This is a genomic window from Bacteroidota bacterium, assembly GCA_016722565.1.
Classification (GTDB): Bacteria; Bacteroidota; Bacteroidia; order 2-12-FULL-35-15; family 2-12-FULL-35-15; genus 2-12-FULL-35-15.
In genome coordinates, this window is sequence record JADKIU010000003.1 from 22,049 (window position 1) to 48,814 (window position 26,766).

Here is a 26,766-nt window from a genome sequence, read left to right on the forward strand (position 1 = left end):
TTCGGCCTTGTGAATTGAAACGTCCTTTTATGAAGAAAAAGCTACTTTTTTTATATCTCTTTATTTTTTCTGCATCTGCCTTCTCACAAGAAGGGAAAGGGAGTTACCGTGACAACTTTATTCAAGGAAACTACCTCATTCTCGAACAAAACTTTCCATTGGCTTTAAAATATTTTAAAGATGCTTATCGAATAGACTCTTCCAATGCAAACATCAACTATAAAGTTGGAATTTGTTATTTAGAATCTGCAACGGAAAAAAGCAAGGCATTGTATTACCTGGAAAAAGCTGTACAAAATGTCGGTCACAACTATAATCCCGAAGATCCCAAAGAGAAAAAAGCGCCTGAACTTGCCTATTACTCCCTTGGAGTTGCATATCGTTTAGCCTATCGCTTCAATGAATCAAATAACTATTTTAATAAATTTAAAGACATTGTAGGAACACGTAACAATGAATTATCAAAAGATCTAGACAAACAGATCGAAACAAATTTTAATGCTATCGAATTTCTGAAAGACACAGTTATTGTTGCAATCAATAATTTGGGAGACAGTGTTAACACCATTTATCCAGACTATAGTCCTGTTATTTCTGCTGATGAATCAACATTAATTTTCACGTCAAGAAGACTTGGAAGTACTGGCGGAGAAAAAACAGAGAATGACCAGTTTTTGGAAGACATTTACGTTTGTTACAAAAAAGCAGATGGTACTTGGACACAAGCAAAATCGATTGGATCAAGCATCAACACAAACGGAAGTGAAGCCAACATAAGTGTTTCTGCTGATGGACAGCAATTGTTTGTTTACAGAGATGTAAATGGAGGCGATATTTATTACAGCAACTTAGAAGGAGATACTTGGAGTGGTTTAACACCTTTAACTTCCTCGATTAATTCCCCTTCCTGGGAAACGCATGCAACACAAAGTGTTGATGGAAGCACGTTGTATTTTGTGAGCAACAGAAAAGAAGGCAGCTTTGGTGGAAGAGATATTTGGAGATGTGTTAAGTTACCGAACGGGCAATGGAGTCAACCACTCAATGCAGGACCAGAAATCAATACTGCAGCTGATGAAGACGCTCCTTTTATTCATCCGGATGGTGTCACACTTTTCTTCAGTTCAAAAGGACATAAAAACATGGGAGGGTTCGACATTTTCAAGTCTGTTAAAGATGAAAATGGAAAATGGACTACCCCTCAAAATTTAAGAGCACCCATCAACACACCGGACGATGATATTTTCTATGTTCAATCGGCTGATGGAAAACGCGGATACTTTTCTTCTGTTCGAAAAGATGGATATGGGGAAAAAGATATTTACATGATTAATTTTGAAACTGCAATTGTTGAACCTCTTACTCTATTAAAAGGATTTATCACGTTTGATGGAGCAACGAAAGGACTAACAATGGTTGAAATTATGGCTACAGACATGGAAACCGGATTAGTGGTTCAAAATGTAAAACCGAATGCAACAACAGGAAAGTATTTATTGATCCTTACTCCGGGTAATGAAGGCAAAACGTATAACATCAGCTACGAGGCGGAAGGCTATCAACCAGCAAATGTTCAAATCACAATTCCACCCAATTCATCCTATCAAGAACTTGAAAAAGAATTGTTGATGCAGGCCATTAACCTCGAAAGTAAAACATTAGGCACAATTAGTATTTCTGGAATTGTAAGAAACACAGAAGGAAAACCAGTAACTGGTGCACAAATCATTGTAAAAGACAACATCACAGGTAAATTGATTGAAACGTATTACACCTCTTCTGATTCAGGAGCGTATTATTTCGTTCTTAATCGTGGACAAAACTACAATTTATCTTATGAAGCAAAAGGATACCTCTTTCAATCAGAAAATGTAAATGTTCCGAAGCAGCCTGAATATTCTGTTTTAACCAAAAACATTGTTTTGGAAAAAGTACAAATTGGGGCTAAGATTGTGTTAAACAACATCTTTTTCGATTCAAATAAAGCGACTTTAAGAAAAGAATCCAACCTAGAAATTGAAAAGCTACTTGCTTTAATGAAAGAATACCCTGAATTAACGGTTGAAGTTGCCGGTCATACCGATAGCAAAGGGAATGATGCTGCGAACTTAAAACTCTCACAAATGCGCTCACAAGCGGTAGTTACAGCTTTGATTAAAAAGGGCATTAAAGCCAAATATCTTGTTGCAAAAGGCTATGGCGAAACAGCTCCTGTGGCGCCCAATACCCTTCCAAATGGCAAACCCGATTTAAAAGGGATGCAGCTCAACAGGAGAGTAGAAATAAAGATAATTGAGTCTAAATAGCTAAATTTCAGCTATTTAATATTGTTAATTTCTTTTTACTACCTTTACGTTTTCTACTTTTAATTTTAATATTTTTGCTTGAATTTGATAATTCTCCTATTTTCATGTGAATTAGGATGAATTTTTATTTTAAAGAAACCTGATATGCAAAAAATTGTAATCCTATTTTTTTCTATTTTTATTTTTAATGTTTCATTAAACGGGCAAGGGAAAGCTGACTACCGTCAAAAATTCACAGAAGGAAACTATTTGATATTAGAAGGAAATTATGCATTGGCATTGCAAAATTTTATAGAAGCCTATAAAATTGATTCCTCAAACTCCAATATCAATTTTAAAGTTGGATTATGTTACCTCAGATCTGAAACAGAAAAAAGCAAAGCACTTTATTACCTCGAAAAAGCTGTAACCAATACTTCAAAAAACTACAACGATCTTGAGCCTACAGAAAAATCAGCTCCGGTAAACGCCTATTACTATTATGGTCAAGCACTGCACTTTACCTACAAATTTGACGAGGCCTTAGCGAATTATGAAAAATTCAAATCGTACTTAAAAGACAAAAATGTTGTTTTAATTAAGGATGTAGATAGACAAATTGAAATCAGTAACAATGCGAAATCATTGACGATTGCCCCGATGAACATCATCCTAAAAAACTTAGGGGATAGCATCAACACCTCTGCTCCTGAATATAGTCCGGTATTATCCGCGGATGAAAAAACAATAATGTTTACATCCCGAAGATCTACCGGAACGGGAATGGATAAAACGGATGACGGACAATTTTATGAAGATATCTATATCGCTTATAAAAAAAGCGATAGCACCTGGACAACTCCTGTTTCTGTAAGTTCAAACGTAAATTCTATTTCACACGAAGCAACAGTTGGTTTAACTGCTGATGCTCAAACATTACTTATCTACAAAGACTCGAATGGTGGCGATATTTATTACAGTACGCTAGATGGCAATAGTTGGACGTTCCCGCAAGCTATGGGCTCAGATATCAATAGCCCAAAATGGGAAACCAGTGCATGTTTAAGTCCTGATGGAAATACATTGTATTATGTGAGTGATCGTGAAGGCGGTTTGGGTGGACGCGACATCTGGAAATGTGTGAAACTACCAAATGGCAAATGGAGTATGTCGGTGAACCTTGGAGCGCCTATCAATACACCTTATGACGAAGAATCCCCATTCATTCATCCAAGTGGAAATGTTTTATTCTTCAGCTCAACAGGACACCAAACCATTGGGGGATTTGACATTTTCTTTTCAGCCAAAAACGAAGAAACAAACACTTGGGAAATGCCTTTAAACATTGGATATCCAATTAATACAACGGATGATGATGTATTTTACGTTACCTCACCCGATGGAAAAAGAGGCTATTACTCCTCTTCTTCTCGCCCAGAAGGATATGGTGAAAAGGATATTTATATGGTTTCATTGCCGGAAAGAAAAGAAGTACCATTGGTTTTGATCAAAGGGTATATTATCCCAGCTGAAGGCCAACCGCTTCCTCCTAACCTTGAAATTTCTGCAACAAACAACGAAACAGGTGTTGTTGCTGGTGTTTATAAACCAATGATGAGAGATGGTAGCTTTACCATTATCATTCCTCCAGGTAGTAATTACACACTTTCGTACACCAATGACGGACAAGAGTTTTTCTCAGAAATCATTGAAGTTCCAATGAGCGCAGCTTATCAGGAAATCAATAAAGAGGTTCGCTTAAAAGGTGTTAGCCTTGGTGGTCCAATTGCTTCTACAAATCCAAAAGATAGCACTGCAACCAATACCACCAACCCTACAACGAATGATGCTAATGATGATGTGGCATTTATTAACATCAGCGGACAAATGTTAGATGATAAAAACGTTGGAATACCAAATTTCAAAGTAAACCTTTTAAACTCAAAAGGTGAAATCGTTCAAACAACTACAACAGATGCATTAGGGTTTTATGTTTTTACAAATTTACCTGCTCATGAAGATTACCTTGTAGCATTGGATGTTGCTGATATCGTTGTCAGCAAAAAATCATCAATAGAAATAAAAGATCAGGATGGTAACCCAGTGAAAACTAAAAAAGAAGGACATAAATACAAGCATGGCAAAAACATTGTTACTATTAAAACAGGTAAATACAAGAAAACGGATGTTAGACCGGTAAATGCTCCTCACGAGCAATTGGCTTCTACTGATAAATTAAATTTTGAAATGTATTTCAGATATAACGTCACCGAAACAGACGTGAACGATACACCATTTAAAGAATACATCAATAATCTGGAAGCATTGTATAAAAAGAATGGTAAAATCAATCTGAGCATTGTTTCAAGTGCTTCACAAGTTCCAACAAAAGCATATCCGACAAACAAAGCATTGTCAATTGCTAGAAATGATAAAATGAGAGAACAAATTATTACAGCATTAAAAGAAAGAGGTATCACGGAAGAAAACATCATTATTACCAAATTCAAAGCTTATGTTGACGGTCCGCAATACCAGCGCGACTTCTTAACCAACCGAGCACTTTACGAAAAGTACCAATTTGTGAGAGTAAGCGCGAACTAACGTACATTCTTTTATAACCTTTTTGACCATAAAAACCTCCGAAATCACGTTTCGGAGGTTTTTTGATTAAATACACCCCAATTCTTTCATAAAAAAAACATTTTTTGTACTTTGGTACCAAACTTGGAAATAAGCATAAAAAGAGATTTGTGGTGAATAATTTTTCTAAACGTATATATTTTGTTGTACTCTTTATAGTACTCTCCATTTTTCCAGTGAATGGATTGCTTGCGCAACAAAAAACATCGAAAGTGGTTGACCCTGCAGATGCAAAAGAACACTTTTCTCACAATAACTTTTTATTCGCCATACCCGCTTACAAACAACTCCTCAAACAAGAACCCAATAACCCAGATTATAACTACAAACTGGGAATTTGTTATTTGTACACGAATATCAATAAATCACTTTCCATCCCTCACTTGGAAATTGCAAGTAAAGCACCTAAAACTGAAAAAAAGGTCTTGTATCATTTAGGACTTGCTTATCAATATGCAAGTAGATTTGATGATGCTATAAAAACCTATAACGCCTATAAAGCAACATTAAAAGGTGCTGAATTGGAAGAGGTTGATCACCAAATAGAAACCTGTGAAAATGGCAAAGAATACGTTAAACACCCCATTAATGTGAGCTTCCAAAACTTGGGAAAAGAAATCAATTCAGAATATCCCGATTATTACCCCTTCGTTCCTGCAAACGAAAGTTTTGTGGTTTTTACCTCGCGTAGAAAAGATAATATTGGTGGTCAGGTTGAAGTAGATGGCTATTATTCATCTGATATTTATATGTCTCTACCGGTCAATGATATCTGGACGAAACCTAAAAACATGGGAGGAACTGTTAATACACGCTACGATGAACAGGCTGTAGGACTTACTCCTGACGGACAAACCATGCTGATGTATATCGATCACATTGATAGTTTAGGAAACATCTATTCATCCATGAATAAAGCAGGTACATTTCAGAGAATGAGAAAACTGAACAATAATGTGAATTCCGATTTTGAAACCGCAGGTTCCATTACACCGGATGGAAATATTATTTTTTTCACCAGCAAACGTGAAGGAGGATTAGGTGAAACAGATGTATATATGGCTCGAAAACTACCAAACGGACAATGGGCGAAAGCACAAAACTTAGGAAATGTAATCAACACCAAATACAAAGAAGATTTCCCTCAGATTGCTCCGGATGGAAAAACACTTTATTTTTCATCACAAGGTCATGCTGGAATGGGCGATTTTGATTTGTATCAATCTACCTGGAATGAAGAAGAAAATACATGGACGACACCCAAAAATTTAGGATATCCGATTAACTCTGTTGGCGATGACCGATGCATTTCATTTACCGAAAACAACAGAGTTGCTTATATTTCTGCAGTTCGGGATGGAGGCTTTGGCGATTTGGATCTTTATCGAGTAAAGTTTGATGATATTGAAGACCGAACAACTGTTCTTCAAGGATATATTTCTACCGTGGATAGTGCCAAAAACATCTCCACATTTGTTACTGTAAGAGATTTAAAAAACAAAGATGCTTCGGAATTAACCTATAACCCCAACCCCAACACCGGTAAGTTTATTATGGCATTAACCCCTAGTAAATACGAAATCACCATTGAAGCAGATGGCTACAAAACCCTTACCGATGCCTTTTTTATTTTTGACATTGGCATTGGACAAAATGAGAGTAAAAAGTTTTTTACACTCCAGAAATAGATTTTTATTTCTTTACTTTATTTTACTCTGAAATGATACAACTGAATTTAACCAAACCAATTGCCTTTTTTGACTTAGAAACAACCGGAGTAAATGTTGCTTCCGATAGAATTGTTGAAATTTCAATCCTTAAAATTTCACCGGACGGCACGAAAGAAATCAAAACTAAACGAATCAACCCGACGATTCCTATTCCCGTATCATCTTCTGAAATTCATGGGATTTATGATAAAGATGTTGCCGATGAACCAACGTTTAAAGGCATCGCAAAAAGCTTAGCTGAATTTTTAAAAGATGCGGATTTGGCAGGATACAACTCCAACAAATTTGACATTCCGATTTTGGTTGAAGAGTTTTTGAGAGCAGAAATTGATTTCGACTTGAAAGGAAGACGTTTTGTGGATGTACAAAATATTTTCCACCAAATGGAACAACGTACATTAAAAGCTGCTTATAAATTTTATTGCGGAAAAGAAATTATCAATGCACACAGCGCTCAAGCTGATATTGAAGCCACCTATGAAATATTTCTTGCTCAACTCGAAAAATATGACGGTGTAGAATTTGAAGATAAAAAAGGAATAAAATCTTGTCCGGTAAAAAACGATATCAAAGCATTGCACGACTTTACGAACATTAATAAAAATGCTGATTTAGCCGGACGCATCATTTTTAATGAAAAAGGAGTGGAAGTATTTAATTTCGGAAAACACATTGGCAAATCCGTAGAACAAGTGTTTAAGGATGAACCGTCCTATTATTCATGGATGCTGAATGGAGACTTTCCTTTGTATACGAAAAAAGTGCTGACCGAAATTAAACTACGAATGGCTTTTAACCGATAATACCCCTAACTACCTATGAAAATCATTTGCATCGGTCGTAATTACGCTGAACATGCCAAAGAAATGAATGCAGCTGTTCCTACTGAACCTGTATTTTTTTTAAAGCCAGACACGGCCATTATCAAAGACAATCAACCATTTTATTATCCTGATTTTTCAAAAGAAATTCATCACGAAGTTGAATTGGTTTTGAAAATTAACAAACCTGGAAAAAACATTGATGCCCAATTTGCACATAAATATTATGATGAAATTGGCATTGGAATTGATTTTACAGCACGCGACATACAAGCAAAATGTAAAGAGAAAGGATTACCTTGGGAAAAAGCAAAAGCATTTGATGGCTCTGCTCCTATTGGAAAATTTGTTGACAAGAAAAAATTTAGTGATCCGAACAATATTCATTTCCATTTAAACATAAACGGAAAACTTGTTCAAAAAGGAAACACCAATGATTTACTTTTTTCTTTTGATGCAGTAATTGCTTACGTTTCAAAGTTCTTTACGTTAAAAACCGGTGATCTTATTTATACCGGAACACCAGAAGGAGTTGGACCGGTTGCTATTGGCGACAAATTAGAAGCGTTTATAGAAAATGAAAGCCTTTTAACGTTTGAGATAAAATAATCAAATTTGATACTTAATTAAAAAAACGACATGAAAAAAATTCTTCTCCCTACTCTATTCATTGCTGTATTTTCAATTGTTGCATGTACCACCCAACAATTGCAACAAACAGCAGATGCTGCCAAGGAAGCCATGAACTCCGGAACGAAACCCGCTTCCAATCCCTTAACAAATGAAGAGGTAATTAATGGTTTAAGAGAAGCGTTGACCGTTGGAACAAACAATTCCAGTTCGTTTGCTTCCAAAGTAGATGGATTTTATAAAAACCCTGCATTGTTTATCCCTTTCCCTCCTGAAGCTCAAAAAGTGAAAGACTGGGCTTTAAAATTGGGAATGAACGAACAGTTAGACAAGTTCGTAATGACCTTAAACCGCTCAGCAGAAGAAGCGGCAAAGGATGCTGCACCTGTTTTTGTGAATGCGATTAAAGGAATGAGCATTGGTGATGGATTTGCTATCTTAAAAGGCTCTGATAATGCTGCAACACAATATTTAAGAGATAAAACAACTGCCGAATTGCGTCAAAAATTCACTCCGGTAGTTCAAAATGCTATTAATAAAGTGGAATTAACAAAATATTGGAGCCCAATCATTAATAACTACAATAAAGTACCATTTGTTGAAAAACAAAACCCCGACTTAACAGCTTACGTAACCGATAGAGCAATGGAGGGCTTGTTTAAATTAATAGCCGATGAAGAACTGAAAATTCGTAAAGACCCTGTTGCGCGAGTAACCGATATTTTAAAACGCGTTTTCGGAAGCTTAACTCAATAAAAATCAACAAAGTACACTTCTGATTTTTAGCAAATTTTTAGTGCTGATTTTTCTTTGTTGCATCAAAAAATAGTTTATTTTTGGTGCTGTTAAAAAAAATCAAAAATGCTACTCCAAAAGTCTAGAAGGCTACTTCTTGCTATTTCTTTTATGACGTGCGCTGCACTTTCTTCATTTTCTCAGAATGTTGGAGATTATCGATCTATACTTACGGGCACATGGAACGTAAATGCAAATTGGGAGCGATGCGCAACAGCAGGCACATGGGTTGGTGCAACCAATGTTTTCCCTCCAACTGGAGGAGCAGGTGCAGGCGTTACCATCACGATTCAGGCTGGCCATACAATTACAGGCCCAGCAGCTTTGAACATTACAAATAATGCAATTTTAAATATTTCTGCTACAGGTATCTTAACAATTCCCTTAGGTAGAACGTTAACGAATACTGCGGCCGGAACAATTTCAAATGCCGGGACATTGAATATTAATACTGCTACCAGTATCTTTACAAATAATGGAGTTTTTACTAATACAGGTTCACTTGTAACTTTAGCCGGTGCTACCATAACAAATTCCAGCACAGGAACTTTTACTCATAATTCTGCCACAGCTATTACCTCTTTAGGCAATTTTACAAATTCTGGATTCTTAACAATCAGTGCTACAAGAACATTTAATAATGGTGCTGCTGCATCTGCTACATTTACAAATAACTCAACGGGAAAACATATGTCTTCGGGACCTAAGTAATGCAAATGGAACTTTAAATAAAGTAATAAATAATGGATTAATAAATATTCTAAATGGTGGAGTTTTCACAAATTTGGAAAACGGAACAGCTCCTGCTGTGCAAAATGCAACAGGATCATTTTTATTAATTCCGGCACAGTAAATAATACTCCCGGAGTCAACCAATTTCAATTTGACAACACGAGTAAATATCAACATTATTTCACAGCATCAACCGGAACAATACCATCTGTGCAATGGAACACGGGTTCAATTTGTGAGATAAGAGATTGTGGACCAACGGCAGCTGGTCCAACCTTTACCGCTGCAACGGCTTTTAGTGATTTTATTTGGGCTGATACCAATCAAGCAGTCAATATAAGTTTAGGGGGAAAACTAACCGTTGCAAGAAATTTAACGATTCGTCATACGGGAGGAGATATTCTAATTTTAAGAACAACTGGACTTACTGCAAACCTTGTCGTTTCTGGTAATATGTCTATTGAACCAAACGCCATATGCACACTTGTAAGTACAAGTGCGTCTTTTAATGTTGGAATGACTGTAGACATCGCTGGAAATTTCAATCAAACTGGCGGAACACTAAATCTTACCACTAGTACAAATACTTCCAGCACTTCACCCGTTGGAAATGGTGTATTAAATGTAGCTGGTACGTTTAATCTTTCTGGAGGAACATTAAATGTTTGCTCAAGTGCTGCAACAAGTACACAAGCCAATGGAACAATTAATGTAACTGGTGCAACGAATATTACCGGAGGTACTCTTAATTTAAATTCAAGTACAACAACAGGTGGTGGCGGATTGGGTGTTTTAAATCTTAGCGGTAATTTTGTTCATACAGGCGGAACCATTTCAAAAACAGCTGCTGCCGCTGCCAATACAGGAACCATAAATATTATCGGAACAGGAGCACAAACTATTGAAAGCACTTCCGGATTTGCGGCTAACACCATTGCTTTTAATATAACCCAAACTACTGCATCCGGCTTGTGCAGTATCTTAGCAACCAAAACATTTGCAGTAAACTCAGGCACTACAGTTAATATTAATGACAATACATCTACCGGATTGGCCACCAACCCCGAACTTACTGTTCTTGGTAACATTTCAGTAGGAGGAACAGGAATCATTAATGTGAATGCCTTAGCAAAACTGGACATGCGAACTGCTGCAATGACCGGTACTGGCACCTTCAATTTAGCAACAACAGCGACTTTATTAACACAACATGCGGGAGGAATTTCTACCACCGCAGCTACCGGTTGTATCCAAACAACAACCAAAACATTTCATGCCAATGCCAACTACTACTATAATGGGACTGCGGCACAAGTTACCGGCAATGCGCTTCCTACTGCTTTAACAGATACATTAACAATCAACAATACTTCTACGATCACATCCAGTGGGGTCACTTTAACACAAGCTACATCATTAAGTGGAAACTTAAGATTAATCAATGGCCGTTTAATTACATCATCCGCTGTTATTACTATTTCCGGCTCAGGAACTACTTCATCCGGATCTATCGCTTCATTTGTTGATGGACCAATAACCAGACTATTTGGTTCTGCAACCACGTTCGTTTTTCCTACTGGAGATGTTTATTTAGCAACCGGATCCGTGGCAACTGCAAAATGGGCAAGGATTGAATTGGCTTCAGGAATAGCCGGAGGAAATAGCTATACGGCTGAATATCACAAATTAGATGACCCTTGCAATGTCAATCAAGCATTGAGTAATACAAATGCTGTTGGCATCAACCATGTGAGTTATAAAGAATATTGGGACATGACCCGAAGCCTTGGAACAAGTACTCCGGTTGTAAAACTTTATTGGGAAGATAACTCTGAAAGCTCTTCTATTGGAAGTGCTATTTCCTCTCCAATTGCGGCAGATTTATGTGTTGCTGAATTAATCACAGGAACATGGAACTCAAAAGGAACTGGCACTATTACAACTGCAGGAATTACAGGAACAGTTGCTTCGGGTGCAACTGCTACTACATTTTCAACCGGTGTAACATTTCAATTCACCTTTGGAGCACCAACACTTGTCAATCCACTTCCAATTGAATTAACTACATTTACCGGTTATCCAACATCGGATGGTAATCAATTAGAATGGTCAACTGCCACTGAAACGAATAACAATTACTTTGATGTTGAAAGAAGCGCTGATGGAGCTGAATTTACAAAAATTGCTTCTGTAAACGGAAACGGTAATTCCACCAGTACCTTAAATTATAATCTCTTGGATCCTACGCCTGCTTCCGGTATCAATTATTACCGATTGAAACAAGTCGATTTTGATGGCAATTCTACTTATTCTAATATCATTTCAATTGAAGACGAGACTTCGGAAAATACGGTAATTCAGGTTTATCCAAATCCAAGTAACGATATCGTACACATTATTGCTTCTGAAAACATCGCATCATTTGCCATTTACAATATGTTGGGTGAACTTGTATTTACGTCCACTTCTGATCAAAACAACATTCAATTCAATCCGATATCAAAAGGTATTTATTTGATAAAAGCCTTTACACAAGATGGCAACGTTTCCTCCACACGATTTGTAAGAAATTAACTTCTCGACTACGCTCGAAGTGACAATAAAAACGAAATAAAAAAACGTCTAGTAAAACTTACTAGACGTTTTTTTTAATATGAATTAGATCGATTCTTAGTACGGATGAACCCAAGGAATATTGGCTTCTTTCGGTTGAATCGACAATACTGGAATTTTTGAATGATTGATAATTTGCTGTGCATATGTACCCATCAATCGTCCTGTTATTCCTTCTTCCTGATCGGTCATAATTACAATCAAATCTGCGCCTACCGTTTTGGCATAATCATAGGTTGTTTTTGCTTGATTTTTTCCTTCAACGGTTTTACGTGAATAAGGCAAATCACATTTTTTCAAATATTCTTCTATTTGATCTAATTTAATCTCGAATTTCTTACGTTCCGTTTCATCGCTTGTATCTGATAATCCTACAATGTGAATTTTAGATGCAAAATGTTTCGCAAACACAATTGCGTGATTCACTTTTTGTCTAGAATGAGCAGAATCATCAATTGGCAATAGAATATCTGTAAATCCTAATTTCTTTGCGTGCGCTTGAACAGAGATAACAGGACACTCTGATTGCGTAACCATTTTGTAGGTATTGCTTCCGATAAAGAACTCAACAACACCCGATGTTCCATGAGTTCCCATCACTACCAAATCAACATTATGTTCTTTAGAAACTGCATGTATCTCATTAAAAATATTTCCGGAAGAGGTTACATAGGTAGATTTTACACCATATTTCTTAAGAATGTCTGCTGCTACTTCTGATAATTTTTTCTCGATTGCATTGTTTAAATCAGAAGGTGTGGAAATTCTTAACTCTGGTGCTATAATGCTGAATTGTTCCCAATGTTTCTCTATCACATGTAACAAAACTAAATCAGCTTTAAACAGCTGAGCCGTAAAACCAGCATGCTCTATCGCCAACAAGGATGTTTCTGAAAAATCAATAGGAATTAGAATTTTTTTAATGTCGAATGGTTTCATAAATATGTAGAATTTAGTTTAGAATTAATATGGATTTGGAAATGATGTTGTATCTTTTTTAGGCAAAGGTCGAATACTAAGCACTGGAATTTTAGAATGGTTAATGATTTCTTGAGCAGAAGAACCAATAAAATATTGCGTAAAATCTACTTCTTGTTGTGTCATAATCATTATCAAATCCCCTTCCACTTTCTCTGCATACTCAAGGATGTTCTCCGCCAAGGTTTCTTCCCCTTTTATTCCTTTTATAATTTCAGCAGTACACTCAATCTCTTCTTTTTCTAAAAAGGCTTTCACTTGACCTAATTGACGTGTTAAGCGATTCACCACAAATTCATCTGTAGTAAACAATACCGATACAACACGAATGGTTGCCCCTCCGAAAAGTTTTGACAACTCGATTGCCTTCGTCACTTTTTCTCTTGTTTCCTTTGATAAATCAAGTGGCAGCACAATATTCTTGCACCCTTTCCGATGGTGTTTTCCTTTAATTGTAATAACCGGCACTGCCGATTCACGAACCACACGCAACGCATTTGAACCAATAAAACGTTTGCGTTTTCCATCATCCCCATTGGTACCCATAACAATCATGGTCGCATTTATAAGTTCTGCTACTTCAGCTACTTTCTCATAAATACTTCCCTTTGCCACCAATGTATTCACCGTAACTTTAGCTTTTTTCTCTACGCTTTTTGCCAACAGGTCTAACTCTTTCTGTACATTTTTTTTGATGTCTTCACTTTGATCATTCGAGAAGAACTTTGCCAATACACCAGCCTCTTCAATCACGTGCAACAGTGTAATTTCTGCATTATATTCACGAGCGATGTTAAAAGATTGTTCTAAAGCAATAAGCGACTGTTCTGAAAAATCTATGGGAACTAATATTTTATTAGTAGATTGAATCATAATTTTTAAATACTTTTGAAGTATGTCTCACAAATTAAGCAATTATAAACCTATTTAACAAATATACATTCACCTTTTTTAAGCTACAAATATGAATAATACTATAGCAGAAACGGAACTTATTCTGAATCCGAACGGAAGTGTTTACCATTTGCAACTCTTGCCTGAAAATATAGCGCCCAATATCATCATTGTTGGTGATCAAGGTCGGGTAGAAACCGTTTCCGCCTTTTTTGACACCATTGATTTTAAAGTACAAAACCGTGAATTTGTTACTCATGGAGGAACTTTTAACGGGAAACGTATCATGGTGCTTTCTTCCGGAATTGGCACAGACAATATCGACATCCTTATGAACGAGCTGGATACGGCAGTAAACATTGATTTAAAAACACGTACCATCAAAAAAGAGCATACCAGTTTGAACATTGTCAGAATAGGCACATCCGGGGCGTTACAAAAAGACATTCCGGTTGATAGTTTTGTGGTATCCTCATACGGACTCGGATTTGATGGATTATTAAATTATTATCTGGATTTAGCTAAAGTAAATGACAATACGATTTCTGAAGCCTTTATGCAGCAAACTAACTGGGCAAAAAACTTGCCTTATCCCTATGCAGTTAAAGGCTCTGCGTCATTAATCAATCAAATCGGATTCGACCTTACAAAAGGCATAACTGCCACCGCACCAGGATTTTATGGACCACAAGGCCGTAAATTACGATTAACTCCTTGGGTAGCCGATTTTAATCAACAATTAACCGATTTTAAACTGGATGAAAATCGGATCACCAACTTCGAAATGGAGACCTCTGCCCTCTATGGATTGGGAGCCTTGCTTGGTCATCAAACCTGCACCGTATGTGCTATTATAGCCAATCGGGTAGCGAAACAATACAGCAAGAATTACCATGTAGCAATAGAGAAATTAATCCAGTTGGTATTGGAGAGATTAACAAAGTAAGGTTGAAATCTTCTTCACCCAAGCAACAAATACCTTGAAACTGCGCTCTATTTTTGTGCAAATAGTTAATCCCAAGGTATGAACAAACAAGAAGTCTTCGCACTCATTAGCTTATTGGACGATCCAGATGAAGTCGTTTTCAAGGAAGTTAGTATGAAGTTTTTATCGCTGGGTGAGGAAGTGATTCCCGTATTGGAAGACGCTTGGGAACATTCATTCGACACTTTGATTCAAAATCGGATTGAAAACATTATCCACCAAATTCAGTTCGACCTTATAAAAGATGCCTTAAAAGAGTGGTCGCATCCCGAACAACAAAATCTACTAGAAGGCGCCTTATTAATTGCCCGCTATCAGTATCCTGATATCGACCCCGCCAAAATCAAAAAACAAATTGACCAAATTAAACAAGATGTTTGGTTAGAGTTGAATGAGAATCTTACCGCTTTAGAAAAGGTAAAAATTATCAATCACATTTTGTTTGACGTTCATAATTTCAGCGGCAACACCACCAACTATCACGCACCTCAAAATTCATACATCAACAATGTATTGGAAAGTAAAAAAGGTAATCCGCTTTTGCTTTCTATCATCTACACCATCATTGCACAAAATTTAGAAATCCCCATCTACGGGGTGAACCTTCCTGAACACTTTATCCTTTGTTATGTAGACATCGAACACATGGGCGTTCCATCCACAGAAGGCAATGAAGGCAGCAATGTTTTTTTCTACATCAATCCTTTTAGTAAAGGGGCTGTATTCGGACAAAAAGAAATTGATGCATTTTTAAAACAATTAAAATTGGAACCATTGGCTATTTTTTATGAACCTTGCTCCAATTTAGAAATTATCAAACGGTTGCTACGCAATTTAATTTCTTCGTACGAAAAACTGGGCTATCCGGATAAAAGTGAAGAGTTGAAGGGATTATTAGCTTCTTTGGGGTAGTTTAGCTTACAATCTTTGCGATTGTTTTAAAAATAATTTTCAAATCGGTTCCCACACCTTGCTCTGAAATATATTTTAAATTCAATTTTAGTTTGGCAGGCATAATTTCATGGATATAAATCTGTTCAGGATTTTCTGATTGGCCCAACAATTCGTTTTCGTTGCTATACTCGATGCTTGCATAATCCGTTATTCCCGGCTTAACAGACAAAACACGCTGTTGCTCATTGGTATAAAGGTCCACATATTTTCGAACCTCCGGCCTTGGCCCCACCAAACTCATATCTCCTAACAACACGTTGATGAGCTGTGGTAATTCATCTATTTTGTATTTACGCAACCCATAACCAATTTTAGTAATACGGTTATCTCTGCCTCCTACCGTTAACAATCCGGCTTTGTCCGCATTCGTTTGCATGGTTCTAAATTTCAATAATTTAAAATCCACACCGTTTTTTCCTACCCGAATCTGTTTATAGAAAACACCACCTTTCGAATCGAAGGCAACAAGGAGTGCGATTATTAAGAAAGGAATAATCAGAATTATCAAGCCTATCAATGAAAAGAAAATATCGAACAGGCGTTTTCCCATTTAACCGATTACTTTTTTTACAGAATTCACAACTGCATCAATCACACGTTTTACTTTTTTATCATCCAAATCAACGTACACAGGCAATGAAATTTCACGAGAATAATTATCGAAGGTTACGGGATAGTTTTTGATATCGTATCCCTGTTTTTTATAAAAACTCATCATTGGAACCGGGATAAAATGAACATTAACAGATACATCACAATCAAAAATCTCCTTGATAATTGCATCTCGTTGTCCTTCAGTAATTCCTTTTATTCTCAATGCATATAAGTGATAGCAAGAGGTTTTATCTTTCGTTTTATATTCTGGCAGTTGTGCCCAATCGTACTTGGAAAAAGCGGCATCATATTGTTTAAAAATATGCTCTCTTCCTTTCGATGTTTCGTTATCATAACGCTCTAATTCAACCAAACCAATAGCGGCCATAATATCTGGCATATTGCATTTATAACCGGCCTCCACAATATCATAACGCCAATTCCCTTTTTGTGTTTTTGCTAATGCATCTTTATCTTGACCATGCAACGTTTTTACACAGAGATATTTATATACTGCCTCATTATCAAATGGAGCTGGAAGATTTAAGGCCACTCCTCCACCTTCAGCAGTTGTTAGATTTTTTACAGCATGGAAAGAAAAAACAGAAACATCGGTTAATGAACCGGCCTTTTTGCCTTTATAGGTCGCACCGAAAGAATGAGCTGAATCGGACAGAATCAAGATTCTACCCAACATTTTTTGCTCCTCTGTGGTTGCATTAAACTTGTCTTTGTACTTTACAACCAATGCATTTAGTTCATCATAATCGCAAACATGTCCTCCAAAATCAACAGGCATAATCACCTTGGTTTTAGAAGTAATCGCCTTTTCAATATTCGCAACAGAGATATTAAAATCATGTGAATTTACATCCACAAAAACCGGTTTGGCGCCACAGTGCATTACGACATTCGCAGTAGCAGTATAGGTATATGCAGGCAATATCACTTCATCTCCTTCTTTCACACCATACCATCGCAACATAATTTCCAAACCTGCAGTAGCACTATTTAAACATAACGTTGCTTTATTTCCGCAATACTTAGTTAACTCTTTCTCAAACAATTTAGTTCGAGGACCGGTTGTAATCCATCCGGATAAAAGTACTTTCGTTACTTCGTCAACAATTTTTTGGTCGATGTGGGGTGGTGAAAATGGAATCATATTCTATCGTATTATAATCTGGTTGTTTTACTGGTCACAAAGTTAGCACAAAAGCATAGTAAAGAATTAAAAAAAGCATAAAACATCACCCCTGCCTGTACCTCTAGCATGGATTCGGGAATAAAATTAAAAATTATTATTAATAAAAACAGGATGTATATGGAGCTGGGAGATGTATACACTCCGAATAAAGGCAAAATAAGGCAACTTAACAACAGGATTAATCCAATAAACCCAAGACTAACCGTAACCTGATAAAATTGATTGTGCGCATTTAAGGTATGTTCGTATGCTCCTACCATTCCTCGCTCTTGGTATTCTTTCAAGAGTGCGTCTTTCCCATCTCCTGTCCCCGCTCCGTATACCACATTTTTAGCAATCACGCTATTGGCTGCTTTCCAAATCAACATCCTCACTGCGGTACTCTCCAATTCGGAATTGTCTTTGGGGGGATTTGTCATTGCATGGATAGCATTTTTCACCCTTCCTCCGATTTCAGGCACAAACTGAACAAGGGAAAAAACTGATGCTAAAATAATAACCAAAGCAACGCCTCCAATCAGGTATCGTTTTTGGGAAATAATCAGATAAATCGTAAAACCAACAAATAGCAACACCAACGAAATCAAACCCATTTTCGATGACAATAAAACAATAATGAAAGTAAAAAAAAGCACAATCAGCAAAGAATGCAAGGGTGAAAAGCGAGTGGGCAATTCCGACTTTTTAAATAAACTCAATAACAACCATGCTATTGAAACATTCAGATACATGGATAAATAACTTGGATGTAAGAGAATAGAAAATGCTTGATAGAAAAAATTATTTTCAGAAAAAGCAAACCACGTATATGTTGCTCGGGACAATAGAAACAAAGAGGCGAACAATCCACCGATAATAAAAACAAAAAAGATATTTCTTACTTGCTCTTGCGTATAGGGTCTGCTCGCAATCACAATAGGGAAAATTAACAGCGATAATTTCACTTGCAAATCAAATAGTCCTGCATCCAAATTTGATGTATAGAGCATACCGATTAAATGCAACATAAAAAATCCAAGAAAAAGCAGTGCTAATTTATTTTTCAGAATCAACTGAAATTTATTCTTAAAATCACCTTCAATGAGCCAATTCAGCAAGAGTAAAGCAATAAAAATGGGTGTTAAACGAGCAAATGGCAAACAAAACGCAATCATCATTGCCAAATAAGCATGTGCTTTCGTATGAAATTCGGTTCTGTTCATTTTTATCGAGTAAGTGATTCCGTTCTTTTTATCTTTTTATTCAATACAAAAAAGTCAATCATCCCTTTTAAATATCCCCAACCATATGAAAAATGAAGAATAAAAAAAACTCTGATAATATTCGTTATTTGAAATTGATCGGTAGATAAGTTGTATGCAAACAAATAGCCAGCTGCAGCATAGAGTAATAATCCGATTGCAAACAAAGTAAAATAAACATATCCAAAAAAGGATGCCAAAACACCAAAAAGCAAATACAGAACAAAAAACAATGGTACAACCTGTCGCAATGTGGTTACGGTGTTATGCTTTTTATTTACATATACTTTCCAGTATCCGTATTGCTCATATTGCTTAAATAATTTTCCATAAGATGCTCTAACATAATATTTAGAACGAATTTTTCGAAACAAATAAATAGTAAAACCATTTTTGATTAGTCGAAAATTAAATTCATCATCCTGATTGCGAATCAACTCCTCATCAAAATAACCGATTTTATGAAACACGTCCCTTTTGTAGGCTCCGAATGCGACCGTATCAACAAAACCATTTTTATTACCCGTTCTGAAATGAGCATTTCCAACGCCAAAGCTGGAAGACATTGCTTTTCCGATTACATCTGAAATTTCGTTCTCGTATACATTTTCAATGATACCACCCGTACAACCAATATTCGGTGCAAAATCAAATGCTTCTACACAAGAAGAAACATAATCGGGGTATAGCTCGGAATGAGCACCCAAAATAATCACCACATCACTAGTGGATGCTTTAATACCAAGGTTAAGAGCAAAGGGAGTGGTTTGCTTTTCGTTTACAAGCAACTGAATAAAAGCATGTTTCACGGCATAGTCTTTAACAATTGCTACCGTTTCATCGGTACTCATTCCATCACAAATAAATATGGATAATTTTTCGTGCGGATAGTCTTGCATCAAAATAGAATCAATACACCTTCCGATGTACTTTTCTTCATTTCTGCAAGGAATAACAATTGAAACCGATTTCACTTAACCTAAATTTGAAAATGAATTAATATTTTCTCCGATTGCACTCAGGTATCCGTCATTGATTTTTGAATTACTACCCACCATTGTTCCAATAGACAAATGAATATTATTTCCGATTGTACAATCATGATCCACCACCACACGAGCATTAATAATCACATTTTCTCCAATTTGGGAACTGGCATTTAATACAGAATTTGCCAGCACCACTGTTCCTGCACCAATTTGTACATCCGAACCGATTACGGCAGAAGGGTGAATCACGATTGCAGGTTTTAAAATTGTTTTTGCCAATTTATAAAGCTCTCCTCTAATTTTATTATTTCCGATAGCCACAATAAAAAAATCGACTTGCGATTTCAAAGACTCAAGATTATTTTGATGTGCAATTACCTGATAACCATTAATAACAGTTGTTCCAACGGGTAAAGAAACATCCACAAAACCATTTATAATGTATTCATTTTGAGCTAAAATAGCATCACATACAACTTTTCCGTGACCTCCAGCTCCAATAATTGCAATTCTATTTCCCATTTGTTACTAGTTTAATGTATGTATTCTCCATCTTCTGCATGTTCAGTTGCCAAATCGCTTTTTCCTGAATAATAGACGCATTCATCGGAACAGCAATTTTCTGAAATTTATCATATTTCTGGTATGAAGTTACGATTTTGTCAGCTAATCCCTCAACATCGTCTATTTTTACTAAAAACCCATTGATTCCGTCTTGTATCCATTGTGTATTGGCAGGTATGTTTGTTGCAATACAAAATGTTCCGCATGCCATGGCTTCATTCAAAGAAATATTATTGCCATCGGATATAGAAACTGAAACAAATAGATGAGAATCATTCATTACCTCTGCAATTTTAGGCTGGGGAACTTTTCCGAAAAAAGTTGTTACCGCTTTCAGACCTTCTTTCTCAACTAACTCCTCCACTTCTTTTTGCAATGAACCCGCACCGATAAGATTTAATCTCAATCCGGGAATTTGTTTTCTTGCAATAGAAACGGCCTTTATCAAATGAGGAATATTATATACAGTTTCAAAATTTCGAGTACTCGTAATTATAAATGAATCACTACTTTTTTTAGAGTTTGTATTGTTAAAAACGGCAGGATCGATACCAAATGGTAATGTTTGAATTTTACGTGCATCTACTCCTAAATTTTCTATCGCTAACTTCATATGATCAGCCATAGCTGTTATCCAATCTGCTTTTGAAAAGGCGTACTTCAATAGACTCTTTAAAATTTTGGATTGATTCGGACTTATGAGCACATCTGTTCCTAAAGCCGTAATAATATATGGATGAAAACCGCACAATGCACCGGTAATTCCATAACTGGTTGCATAATGCGCATGAAATACATCGGGCTGTATTTGTTTAACTATTTTTTTAACCTTTTTGTATTTAAAAAGGACTTTCCAATTTCCACCCCCAACAGCAATGGCACCTGTATCTATAAAGTGAGTGGTCACCTTTTCTATTTTAACATTTTTAAATGAGATTAAATGCACGTCATGTCCTTGATCTGCAAAATGTTTGCACCAACGGACAATATGAATACTTTCGCCATCTGCGAAATAACAGATTCTCATCTATATTAATTTTTTATCGTTTAAAAACAGGTACTTAAAGTAGCGCTTGAAAGTATACAAATAGGCCCGTAATTTTAATAAATATATGTCTTTTGTCGGACTCAGTAAACCAAAAATGATAATCCTACTTACAATAAAAATAAAACAAGACAAAGTGGCTACTACATATCCCAAAAATGAATGGTATTTTTTGTAATACTTCAACTTACTCAGCAGTTGATTGGCAATTGAAATATTATAATTCTTTTTCTGACTTTGCCCACTGTGATGAATCACTTCTGCTGTATGCAAATACATTAATTTCCCACACTCCTGTGCTCTTTTAGAAAAATCGATGTCTTCCATCCAAAACAGAGAAACATCCAGCATTCCTATTTTTTTAATCAGATTTTTATTAAAAAACAATGCTGCACCAGATGCGGTTTTAACTTCAAAAGTAGACTTCAGCTGAGCTATTGGATAATTGAGTCGACCAATAACTTTATGCAGAAAAAAAGTCTCCGAAACTAAATCTACTGGAGCATGATTTTTCCAAACTGAAATCTGAATTGTATGATCTGAATTCCACAAACGGGGAGCAACAATTGCACAACCTTCATTCGCTTTCAAATAGAAATAAAGCTGTTCCAGAGCATTTCCCAATACTTCCGTATCCGGATTTAGTAGAAAAACACATTCTCCTTTGGCTATTTCCATTCCTTGGTTATTCGCTCCTGAAAAGCCTGCATTAAATTTATTCTCAATCAAAACTACTTGAGGATATTCCTTTTTTAGTGATTCAACACTATCATCAGCTGAATTATTATCTACAACAATCGTCTCGATTACCAATCCATCTCCAATATTCGAATAAATAGATTTCAAACACTGCAGTAGTAATTGCTTTACATTGTAATTAACAATAACAATAGATATGTGAATGTTCGCTGACACTTATTTTAACAATCTGAAGAGTTTAATTAAGAAATAAACTGGCAAAAGAAGTAAGGATGCAAATGAGAGCAAGAACGCATCAAAGGAAACAAATCCTTTCGAAAAAACACTGTCCCAAAACAATTCAACATACTTTACAAATAATATAAAACGATAGTTATATCTTAAATTTTTATGCATTAAGGCATTTCTCAAAAACATAAAATGACCTTTATTCATCAATGGTTTTATCGTACTCAAACTTCCAGTATGTACCCTAACCAATGCGAATGAATCCGAAGAATCATTAAAATGAAAATAGCAATCATTTAAGGCGCATCTCATCCAAAAATCCCAATCTTCAAGTGCTTTCATCTCTTCATTAAAATAGCCAACCTTATCGAATACAGATTTTCTGACCAAAGGAGCATTTATAACTATAAAATTTATACTTGAAAACAAGCCAACTACATCTGCTCCACGTTTAGATATACGTGGTAACCAATTGTCATTTTTGTTTCCTTTGAGTGACGTTTTAAAAATAGTAGGATTTTTATCTTCAAAAAAACGTACATCATTATACACAATATCAATATCCTTGTTGTTTTTAAAAACTGCCACCTGCGAATTCAATTTATTGGGTTGCAATAAATCATCGCCATCTATAAACTGAATAAAATCGCCTTTTGCTAATTTAAGTCCATTATTTCTGGCAGCAGAAACACCCTGATTATTCTGTCGAACGTATTTAAAGCGATTGTCTTTTAAAAGAAAAGGTTCCACCACATCCGAAGTGTTATCCAATGATTCGTCATCAATAATAATGCATTCCCAATCGGAATAGGTTTGATTGCAAACCGACTGAAGTGTTTCAGCGAGATAGTGCGCATAATTATATGTAGGAATAACAATCGATACCATCTTAGTTTCTAAGCTTACTATAGAGTCTGAATAAAATAAGTACAAAATAATTAAAGTAAGTATTTTGAATTTTATTTCTTTCTTCAATTAAGGATTTCATATTGGATGGATCAGAACTTATGCCCGTTCGATCAAAAACACAAATAACAATCGGCAAATGTTTCTGTGAAACTTTTTCACCTATCAGCACATGAACAAAAAAATCATAATCTGCTGCAATACGATAGTCCTCATTGTAACAACCGAACTTGCTAAATAATTCTTTTTTAATAAAAGTAACGGGATGCCAAATCGTATCGGACAGCATTCGTTTTACACCAACAAAATCAGGCATATTCAATCTTTTCATTTTACCTGATTCATCTATGGTAAGCATATCTCCATAAACAATGTCTTCTTTTCTGTTTTCAGCAAAAACGGCCTCTAACACCTTGTTATCAGCCAGATAATCTCCGGAATTTAAGAACAGACAATAGTTGCCCTGTGCTTTGTCAATTCCTTTGTTTTGGGCATTGTAAATGCCTTTATCTTTTTCGGAAACCCAATATGAAATAGTAGATATGTATTTTTTAATTACATCCACACTCCCGTCAGAAGAACCTCCATCAATTACAATCAACTCAAAATCCTGATAGGACTGATTAACAAGTGATACGATTGTTTTTTCCAATCCATCCGCATCATTATAGTTAATTGTAATAACAGAAAGTTGTGGCATGATTAAAATTTGTTCATTGCTTCAATCACCCTTAAAATATCTTCTTCAGTATGGTAAAATGAAATTGGCAAGCTGAGTGTTGTTTGATGAATTTTTTCAGCGATGGGCGTAGTTTGATCATCAATAATCCCAATCATTGCTTTTTGTTTATTCGGAGCTACGGGATAATGTATGTCCGTTTTAATTTGATTTGCAAGCAAATATTCTTTAAGCGCATCACGCTTTTCGTGACGAACATTAAAAATATGATACACATCAAAATAATCAGGGTGAACAACTGGTTTAATAAAATCGGATTTTAATTCCTTCAAATACAATGCTGCCAATTTCCTTTTATGTTCATTAATCGCATCCAACTTTTTCAATTTAATGGATAGAAATGCTGCTTGTACTTCGTCCAGCCTTGAATTAAAACCAACACGTTCGTTATAATATTTTGTTTTAGAACCATAATTGCGCAATGTTTTTATTTCCTCTGCTAACATTGGGTCATTTGTTGTCATGGCCCCAGCATCAGCAATAGCACCCAAGTTTTTAGTAGGATAAAAACTAAACGCACCAAAATCACCCCAATTTCCAGCTTTTGTATTCTTGTAGGAAGCGCCATGTGCTTGAGCACAATCTTCAATCACTTTCAGTTCATGCTTTTTAGCAATCGCCATGATTGCATCCATCTCGCACATTTTCCCATACAGATGCACCACCATAATTGCTTTCGTTTTCGAAGTGATTTTTTCTTCGATTTTTAGAGGGTCAATGTTATAGGTTGTGATATCCGGTTCTACCAGCACAGGTTTCAATCCATTATGGATAATGGAGAGAATCGTTGCGATATACGTATTCGATGGAACAATCACTTCATCCCCTTTTTCAAAGTCGAATGCCCGAAGAGCTAAAATCAATGCATCCAAGCCATTTGCCAAACCGATACAATGCTTGGCATTGCAATATGTTGCAAATTCGTTTTCAAAAGATTGAACTTTATTTCCAAGAATATACCATCCACTTTCAAGGGTTTCCTTAAAAGCTTTTTCAAACGCATCGAAAAAGGGAGCATTGAGCTTTCCTAAATTTTCGTATTCAATCATTTTTTAGATTCGTAAGGTTCATGAATATAATCTGCTGCATCAAAATATTCGGAGGCAAAAACCATTAAAATAGCATCTGATGAAAAATGATCCATTGTATGCCAGTCTTGCGGTTCCAATATCAAGCATTTATTAGGTTGATTCAGTTCAAAATCCGTTTCTACAGTTCCGTCATTGTTATGTATCGTACAAGAGCCTTTTATGCAAATAGCGGCTTGTATCGTTTTATGATGACGATGTCCGCCTCTTTTGGAGTCATCTACACCATAGATATAAAACACGCGTTTAATATCAAATGGTATCACCTTCTCAATAACCGTTAGATTACCTCTTTTATCCGTAAATGTTTTCAAGTCAATGATGTGAGCCATACCGTAATTTTATGAGGCTAAGTTACTAATTTAGACTCATTTATTATCGAAAAAATAATGGTGCCGAATGCGCTTTTTAAGACTTTTCCCAAAGATATTTGTCAACGATTGTTTCAGACCAGAAAGATAAAATCGCAATAGCAAACTGAAGCCCAGTGGCTTATAAGGAGCAAAGCCCGCATTCCCATTGGGGTCAACATCCTTTACATCAACATGAATAATCTTTTTAGATGCATTTAACAAATCGATGTAAGGAAAATAGAACATCGATTGAATTTCTTTTCTGATCTCATATAATTCACCAGTTAATCCAACAATATTATTTTCATAAAATTTCAATCCATGAAAATGAAAGAAAACTAAGTCAAATTCTTTACCCGATACTATTTCCTTTCCTCTTATTTTTTCATCTTTTGACGAAAAAGTATATTGTTGAACATTCCAAGGAGCAACGCCACCACCCAGATGTTTTAATTCATGAACACCTGAAAATCGTGTTTGAAATTCGTCAACATATTTTTGATCACCAAATTTCCCATCCTCTACTCGACCAAAACACCATTCAATACAAGCATTTCTCCACCAATCTAATACCGCCATCCCTTCAGGTGTATTTTTAAATGTCATAAACTGAACACAATATTTCCCACTCACATCCGATTGATCATATTCTTTTGTATATCGATGAGAGGTAATCAAAACCGAATTCGTACCCATTTCATCAATCAATACCCTTGGGTTAGAATAAAACAGCATATCCGCATCCACATACGTACAATTATCTAAATCAAAGTGTTTAATAGAATAATCTATTGTAGAGGAAGAGCACGTCCAACAATATTCACCTGCAGTTCTCGTTTTTTTTGCTTCTAACAATTCCAATGTTTCAAATTCTTTTAAAGAAACAACTGTTAGATTTTTAAAATTTCGACTTTTCAGATAATTTAAGCACACATCATCGAAGGCATAAACGTATAGGTGAAAATCATCACAATGTAGCTGCAATGACTCATACATCACGACACCTCGCGACAAATAACTAGCATTAAAAAGGGTGCAAAAATTAAGTTTCAT

The 26,766-nt window shown here is 35.8% G+C and carries 24 protein-coding genes; 10 read left to right on the plus strand and 14 right to left on the minus strand.

The window, feature by feature from the left end; genetic code table 11:
• The first annotated feature begins 29 nt into the window (after positions 1 to 29).
• From IPP64_11195 to IPP64_11230, 8 genes are all read left to right on the plus strand, one after another.
• Positions 30 to 2,306: a PD40 domain-containing protein gene (locus tag IPP64_11195; protein MBL0329956.1), complete on the plus strand. Its 2,277-nt coding sequence runs from the start codon at positions 30 to 32 to the stop codon at positions 2,304 to 2,306.
• Between the two features lie 144 nt (positions 2,307 to 2,450).
• Positions 2,451 to 4,889 carry a PD40 domain-containing protein gene (locus IPP64_11200; GenBank protein ID MBL0329957.1) on the plus strand — a complete coding sequence of 813 codons (2,439 nt, stop codon included), beginning with the start codon at positions 2,451 to 2,453 and terminating at the stop codon, positions 4,887 to 4,889.
• A gap of 152 nt (positions 4,890 to 5,041) precedes the next feature.
• Positions 5,042 to 6,616, plus strand: a complete 1,575-nt coding sequence (locus IPP64_11205) for a PD40 domain-containing protein (GenBank protein MBL0329958.1) — start codon at positions 5,042 to 5,044, stop codon at positions 6,614 to 6,616.
• 35 nt (positions 6,617 to 6,651) lie between these two features.
• Positions 6,652 to 7,461 (plus strand): ribonuclease H-like domain-containing protein, encoded by an 810-nt coding sequence (locus tag IPP64_11210; GenBank protein MBL0329959.1) that lies wholly within the window; start codon positions 6,652 to 6,654, stop codon positions 7,459 to 7,461.
• A gap of 15 nt (positions 7,462 to 7,476) precedes the next feature.
• Entirely contained in the window at positions 7,477 to 8,088 is a 612-nt protein-coding gene (locus IPP64_11215; GenBank protein MBL0329960.1) for a fumarylacetoacetate hydrolase family protein, read from the plus strand.
• Between the two features lie 30 nt (positions 8,089 to 8,118).
• Positions 8,119 to 8,865 (plus strand): DUF4197 domain-containing protein, encoded by a 747-nt coding sequence (locus tag IPP64_11220; protein ID MBL0329961.1) that lies wholly within the window; start codon positions 8,119 to 8,121, stop codon positions 8,863 to 8,865.
• 105 nt (positions 8,866 to 8,970) lie between these two features.
• The gene (locus tag IPP64_11225; GenBank protein ID MBL0329962.1) at positions 8,971 to 9,615 is read left to right on the plus strand and encodes a hypothetical protein; all 645 of its coding nucleotides are present in this window, start codon (positions 8,971 to 8,973) and stop codon (positions 9,613 to 9,615) included.
• 231 nt (positions 9,616 to 9,846) lie between these two features.
• Positions 9,847 to 12,210 carry a T9SS type A sorting domain-containing protein gene (locus tag IPP64_11230; GenBank protein MBL0329963.1) on the plus strand — a complete coding sequence of 788 codons (2,364 nt, stop codon included), beginning with the start codon at positions 9,847 to 9,849 and terminating at the stop codon, positions 12,208 to 12,210.
• A gap of 96 nt (positions 12,211 to 12,306) precedes the next feature.
• Here IPP64_11230 and IPP64_11235 read toward each other — a convergent pair whose 3' ends face one another.
• Together IPP64_11235 and IPP64_11240 are read right to left on the minus strand one after the other, a co-directional pair.
• Complete coding sequence (locus IPP64_11235; protein ID MBL0329964.1) at positions 12,307 to 13,188, minus strand: universal stress protein; 882 nt, start codon at positions 13,186 to 13,188, stop codon at positions 12,307 to 12,309.
• A gap of 24 nt (positions 13,189 to 13,212) precedes the next feature.
• Positions 13,213 to 14,100 (minus strand): universal stress protein, encoded by an 888-nt coding sequence (locus tag IPP64_11240; GenBank protein ID MBL0329965.1) that lies wholly within the window; start codon positions 14,098 to 14,100, stop codon positions 13,213 to 13,215.
• A 91-nt stretch (positions 14,101 to 14,191) separates the two neighbouring features.
• Here IPP64_11240 and IPP64_11245 point away from each other — a divergent pair, with 91 nt between their 5' ends.
• Positions 14,192 to 15,067 carry a nucleoside phosphorylase gene (locus IPP64_11245; GenBank protein MBL0329966.1) on the plus strand — a complete coding sequence of 292 codons (876 nt, stop codon included), beginning with the start codon at positions 14,192 to 14,194 and terminating at the stop codon, positions 15,065 to 15,067.
• 78 nt (positions 15,068 to 15,145) lie between these two features.
• Positions 15,146 to 16,018: a transglutaminase family protein gene (locus tag IPP64_11250; GenBank protein MBL0329967.1), complete on the plus strand. Its 873-nt coding sequence runs from the start codon at positions 15,146 to 15,148 to the stop codon at positions 16,016 to 16,018.
• A 1-nt stretch (position 16,019) separates the two neighbouring features.
• Here the strand turns inward: IPP64_11250 and IPP64_11255 are convergent, their stop codons facing one another.
• The 12 genes from IPP64_11255 to IPP64_11310 are packed head-to-tail and all read right to left on the minus strand — an operon-like array spanning position 16,020 to position 26,766.
• Positions 16,020 to 16,610 carry a sugar transferase gene (locus IPP64_11255; protein MBL0329968.1) on the minus strand — a complete coding sequence of 197 codons (591 nt, stop codon included), beginning with the start codon at positions 16,608 to 16,610 and terminating at the stop codon, positions 16,020 to 16,022.
• The gene (locus IPP64_11260) at positions 16,611 to 17,819 is read right to left on the minus strand and encodes a DegT/DnrJ/EryC1/StrS aminotransferase family protein (protein ID MBL0329969.1); all 1,209 of its coding nucleotides are present in this window, start codon (positions 17,817 to 17,819) and stop codon (positions 16,611 to 16,613) included. It abuts the gene before it with no gap.
• Positions 17,820 to 17,830: 11 nt separating this feature from the next.
• Positions 17,831 to 19,063 (minus strand): O-antigen ligase family protein, encoded by a 1,233-nt coding sequence (locus IPP64_11265; GenBank protein ID MBL0329970.1) that lies wholly within the window; start codon positions 19,061 to 19,063, stop codon positions 17,831 to 17,833.
• A 2-nt stretch (positions 19,064 to 19,065) separates the two neighbouring features.
• Positions 19,066 to 20,076 (minus strand): glycosyltransferase family 2 protein, encoded by a 1,011-nt coding sequence (locus IPP64_11270; protein ID MBL0329971.1) that lies wholly within the window; start codon positions 20,074 to 20,076, stop codon positions 19,066 to 19,068.
• Positions 20,077 to 20,613: a transferase gene (locus IPP64_11275; GenBank protein MBL0329972.1), complete on the minus strand. Its 537-nt coding sequence runs from the start codon at positions 20,611 to 20,613 to the stop codon at positions 20,077 to 20,079. It lies immediately after the preceding gene.
• Entirely contained in the window at positions 20,603 to 21,682 is a 1,080-nt protein-coding gene (locus IPP64_11280) for a glycosyltransferase (GenBank protein MBL0329973.1), read from the minus strand. Before IPP64_11280 ends, IPP64_11275 begins: the two co-directional genes overlap by 11 nt.
• Positions 21,683 to 22,615 carry a glycosyltransferase family 2 protein gene (locus IPP64_11285; GenBank protein MBL0329974.1) on the minus strand — a complete coding sequence of 311 codons (933 nt, stop codon included), beginning with the start codon at positions 22,613 to 22,615 and terminating at the stop codon, positions 21,683 to 21,685.
• The gene (locus tag IPP64_11290) at positions 22,616 to 23,515 is read right to left on the minus strand and encodes a glycosyltransferase (protein MBL0329975.1); all 900 of its coding nucleotides are present in this window, start codon (positions 23,513 to 23,515) and stop codon (positions 22,616 to 22,618) included.
• A 1-nt stretch (position 23,516) separates the two neighbouring features.
• A complete protein-coding gene (locus IPP64_11295) occupies positions 23,517 to 24,233 on the minus strand; it encodes a glycosyltransferase (GenBank protein ID MBL0329976.1) in 717 nt (238 codons plus the stop codon).
• Between the two features lie 2 nt (positions 24,234 to 24,235).
• Positions 24,236 to 25,321, minus strand: coding sequence for a DegT/DnrJ/EryC1/StrS family aminotransferase (locus IPP64_11300; protein MBL0329977.1), 1,086 nt, complete (start codon positions 25,319 to 25,321; stop codon positions 24,236 to 24,238).
• Positions 25,318 to 25,692 carry an FdtA/QdtA family cupin domain-containing protein gene (locus IPP64_11305; GenBank protein ID MBL0329978.1) on the minus strand — a complete coding sequence of 125 codons (375 nt, stop codon included), beginning with the start codon at positions 25,690 to 25,692 and terminating at the stop codon, positions 25,318 to 25,320. The genes IPP64_11300 and IPP64_11305 overlap by 4 nt, the downstream gene beginning before the upstream one ends.
• A gap of 36 nt (positions 25,693 to 25,728) precedes the next feature.
• Complete coding sequence (locus tag IPP64_11310; protein MBL0329979.1) at positions 25,729 to 26,766, minus strand: glycosyl transferase; 1,038 nt, start codon at positions 26,764 to 26,766, stop codon at positions 25,729 to 25,731.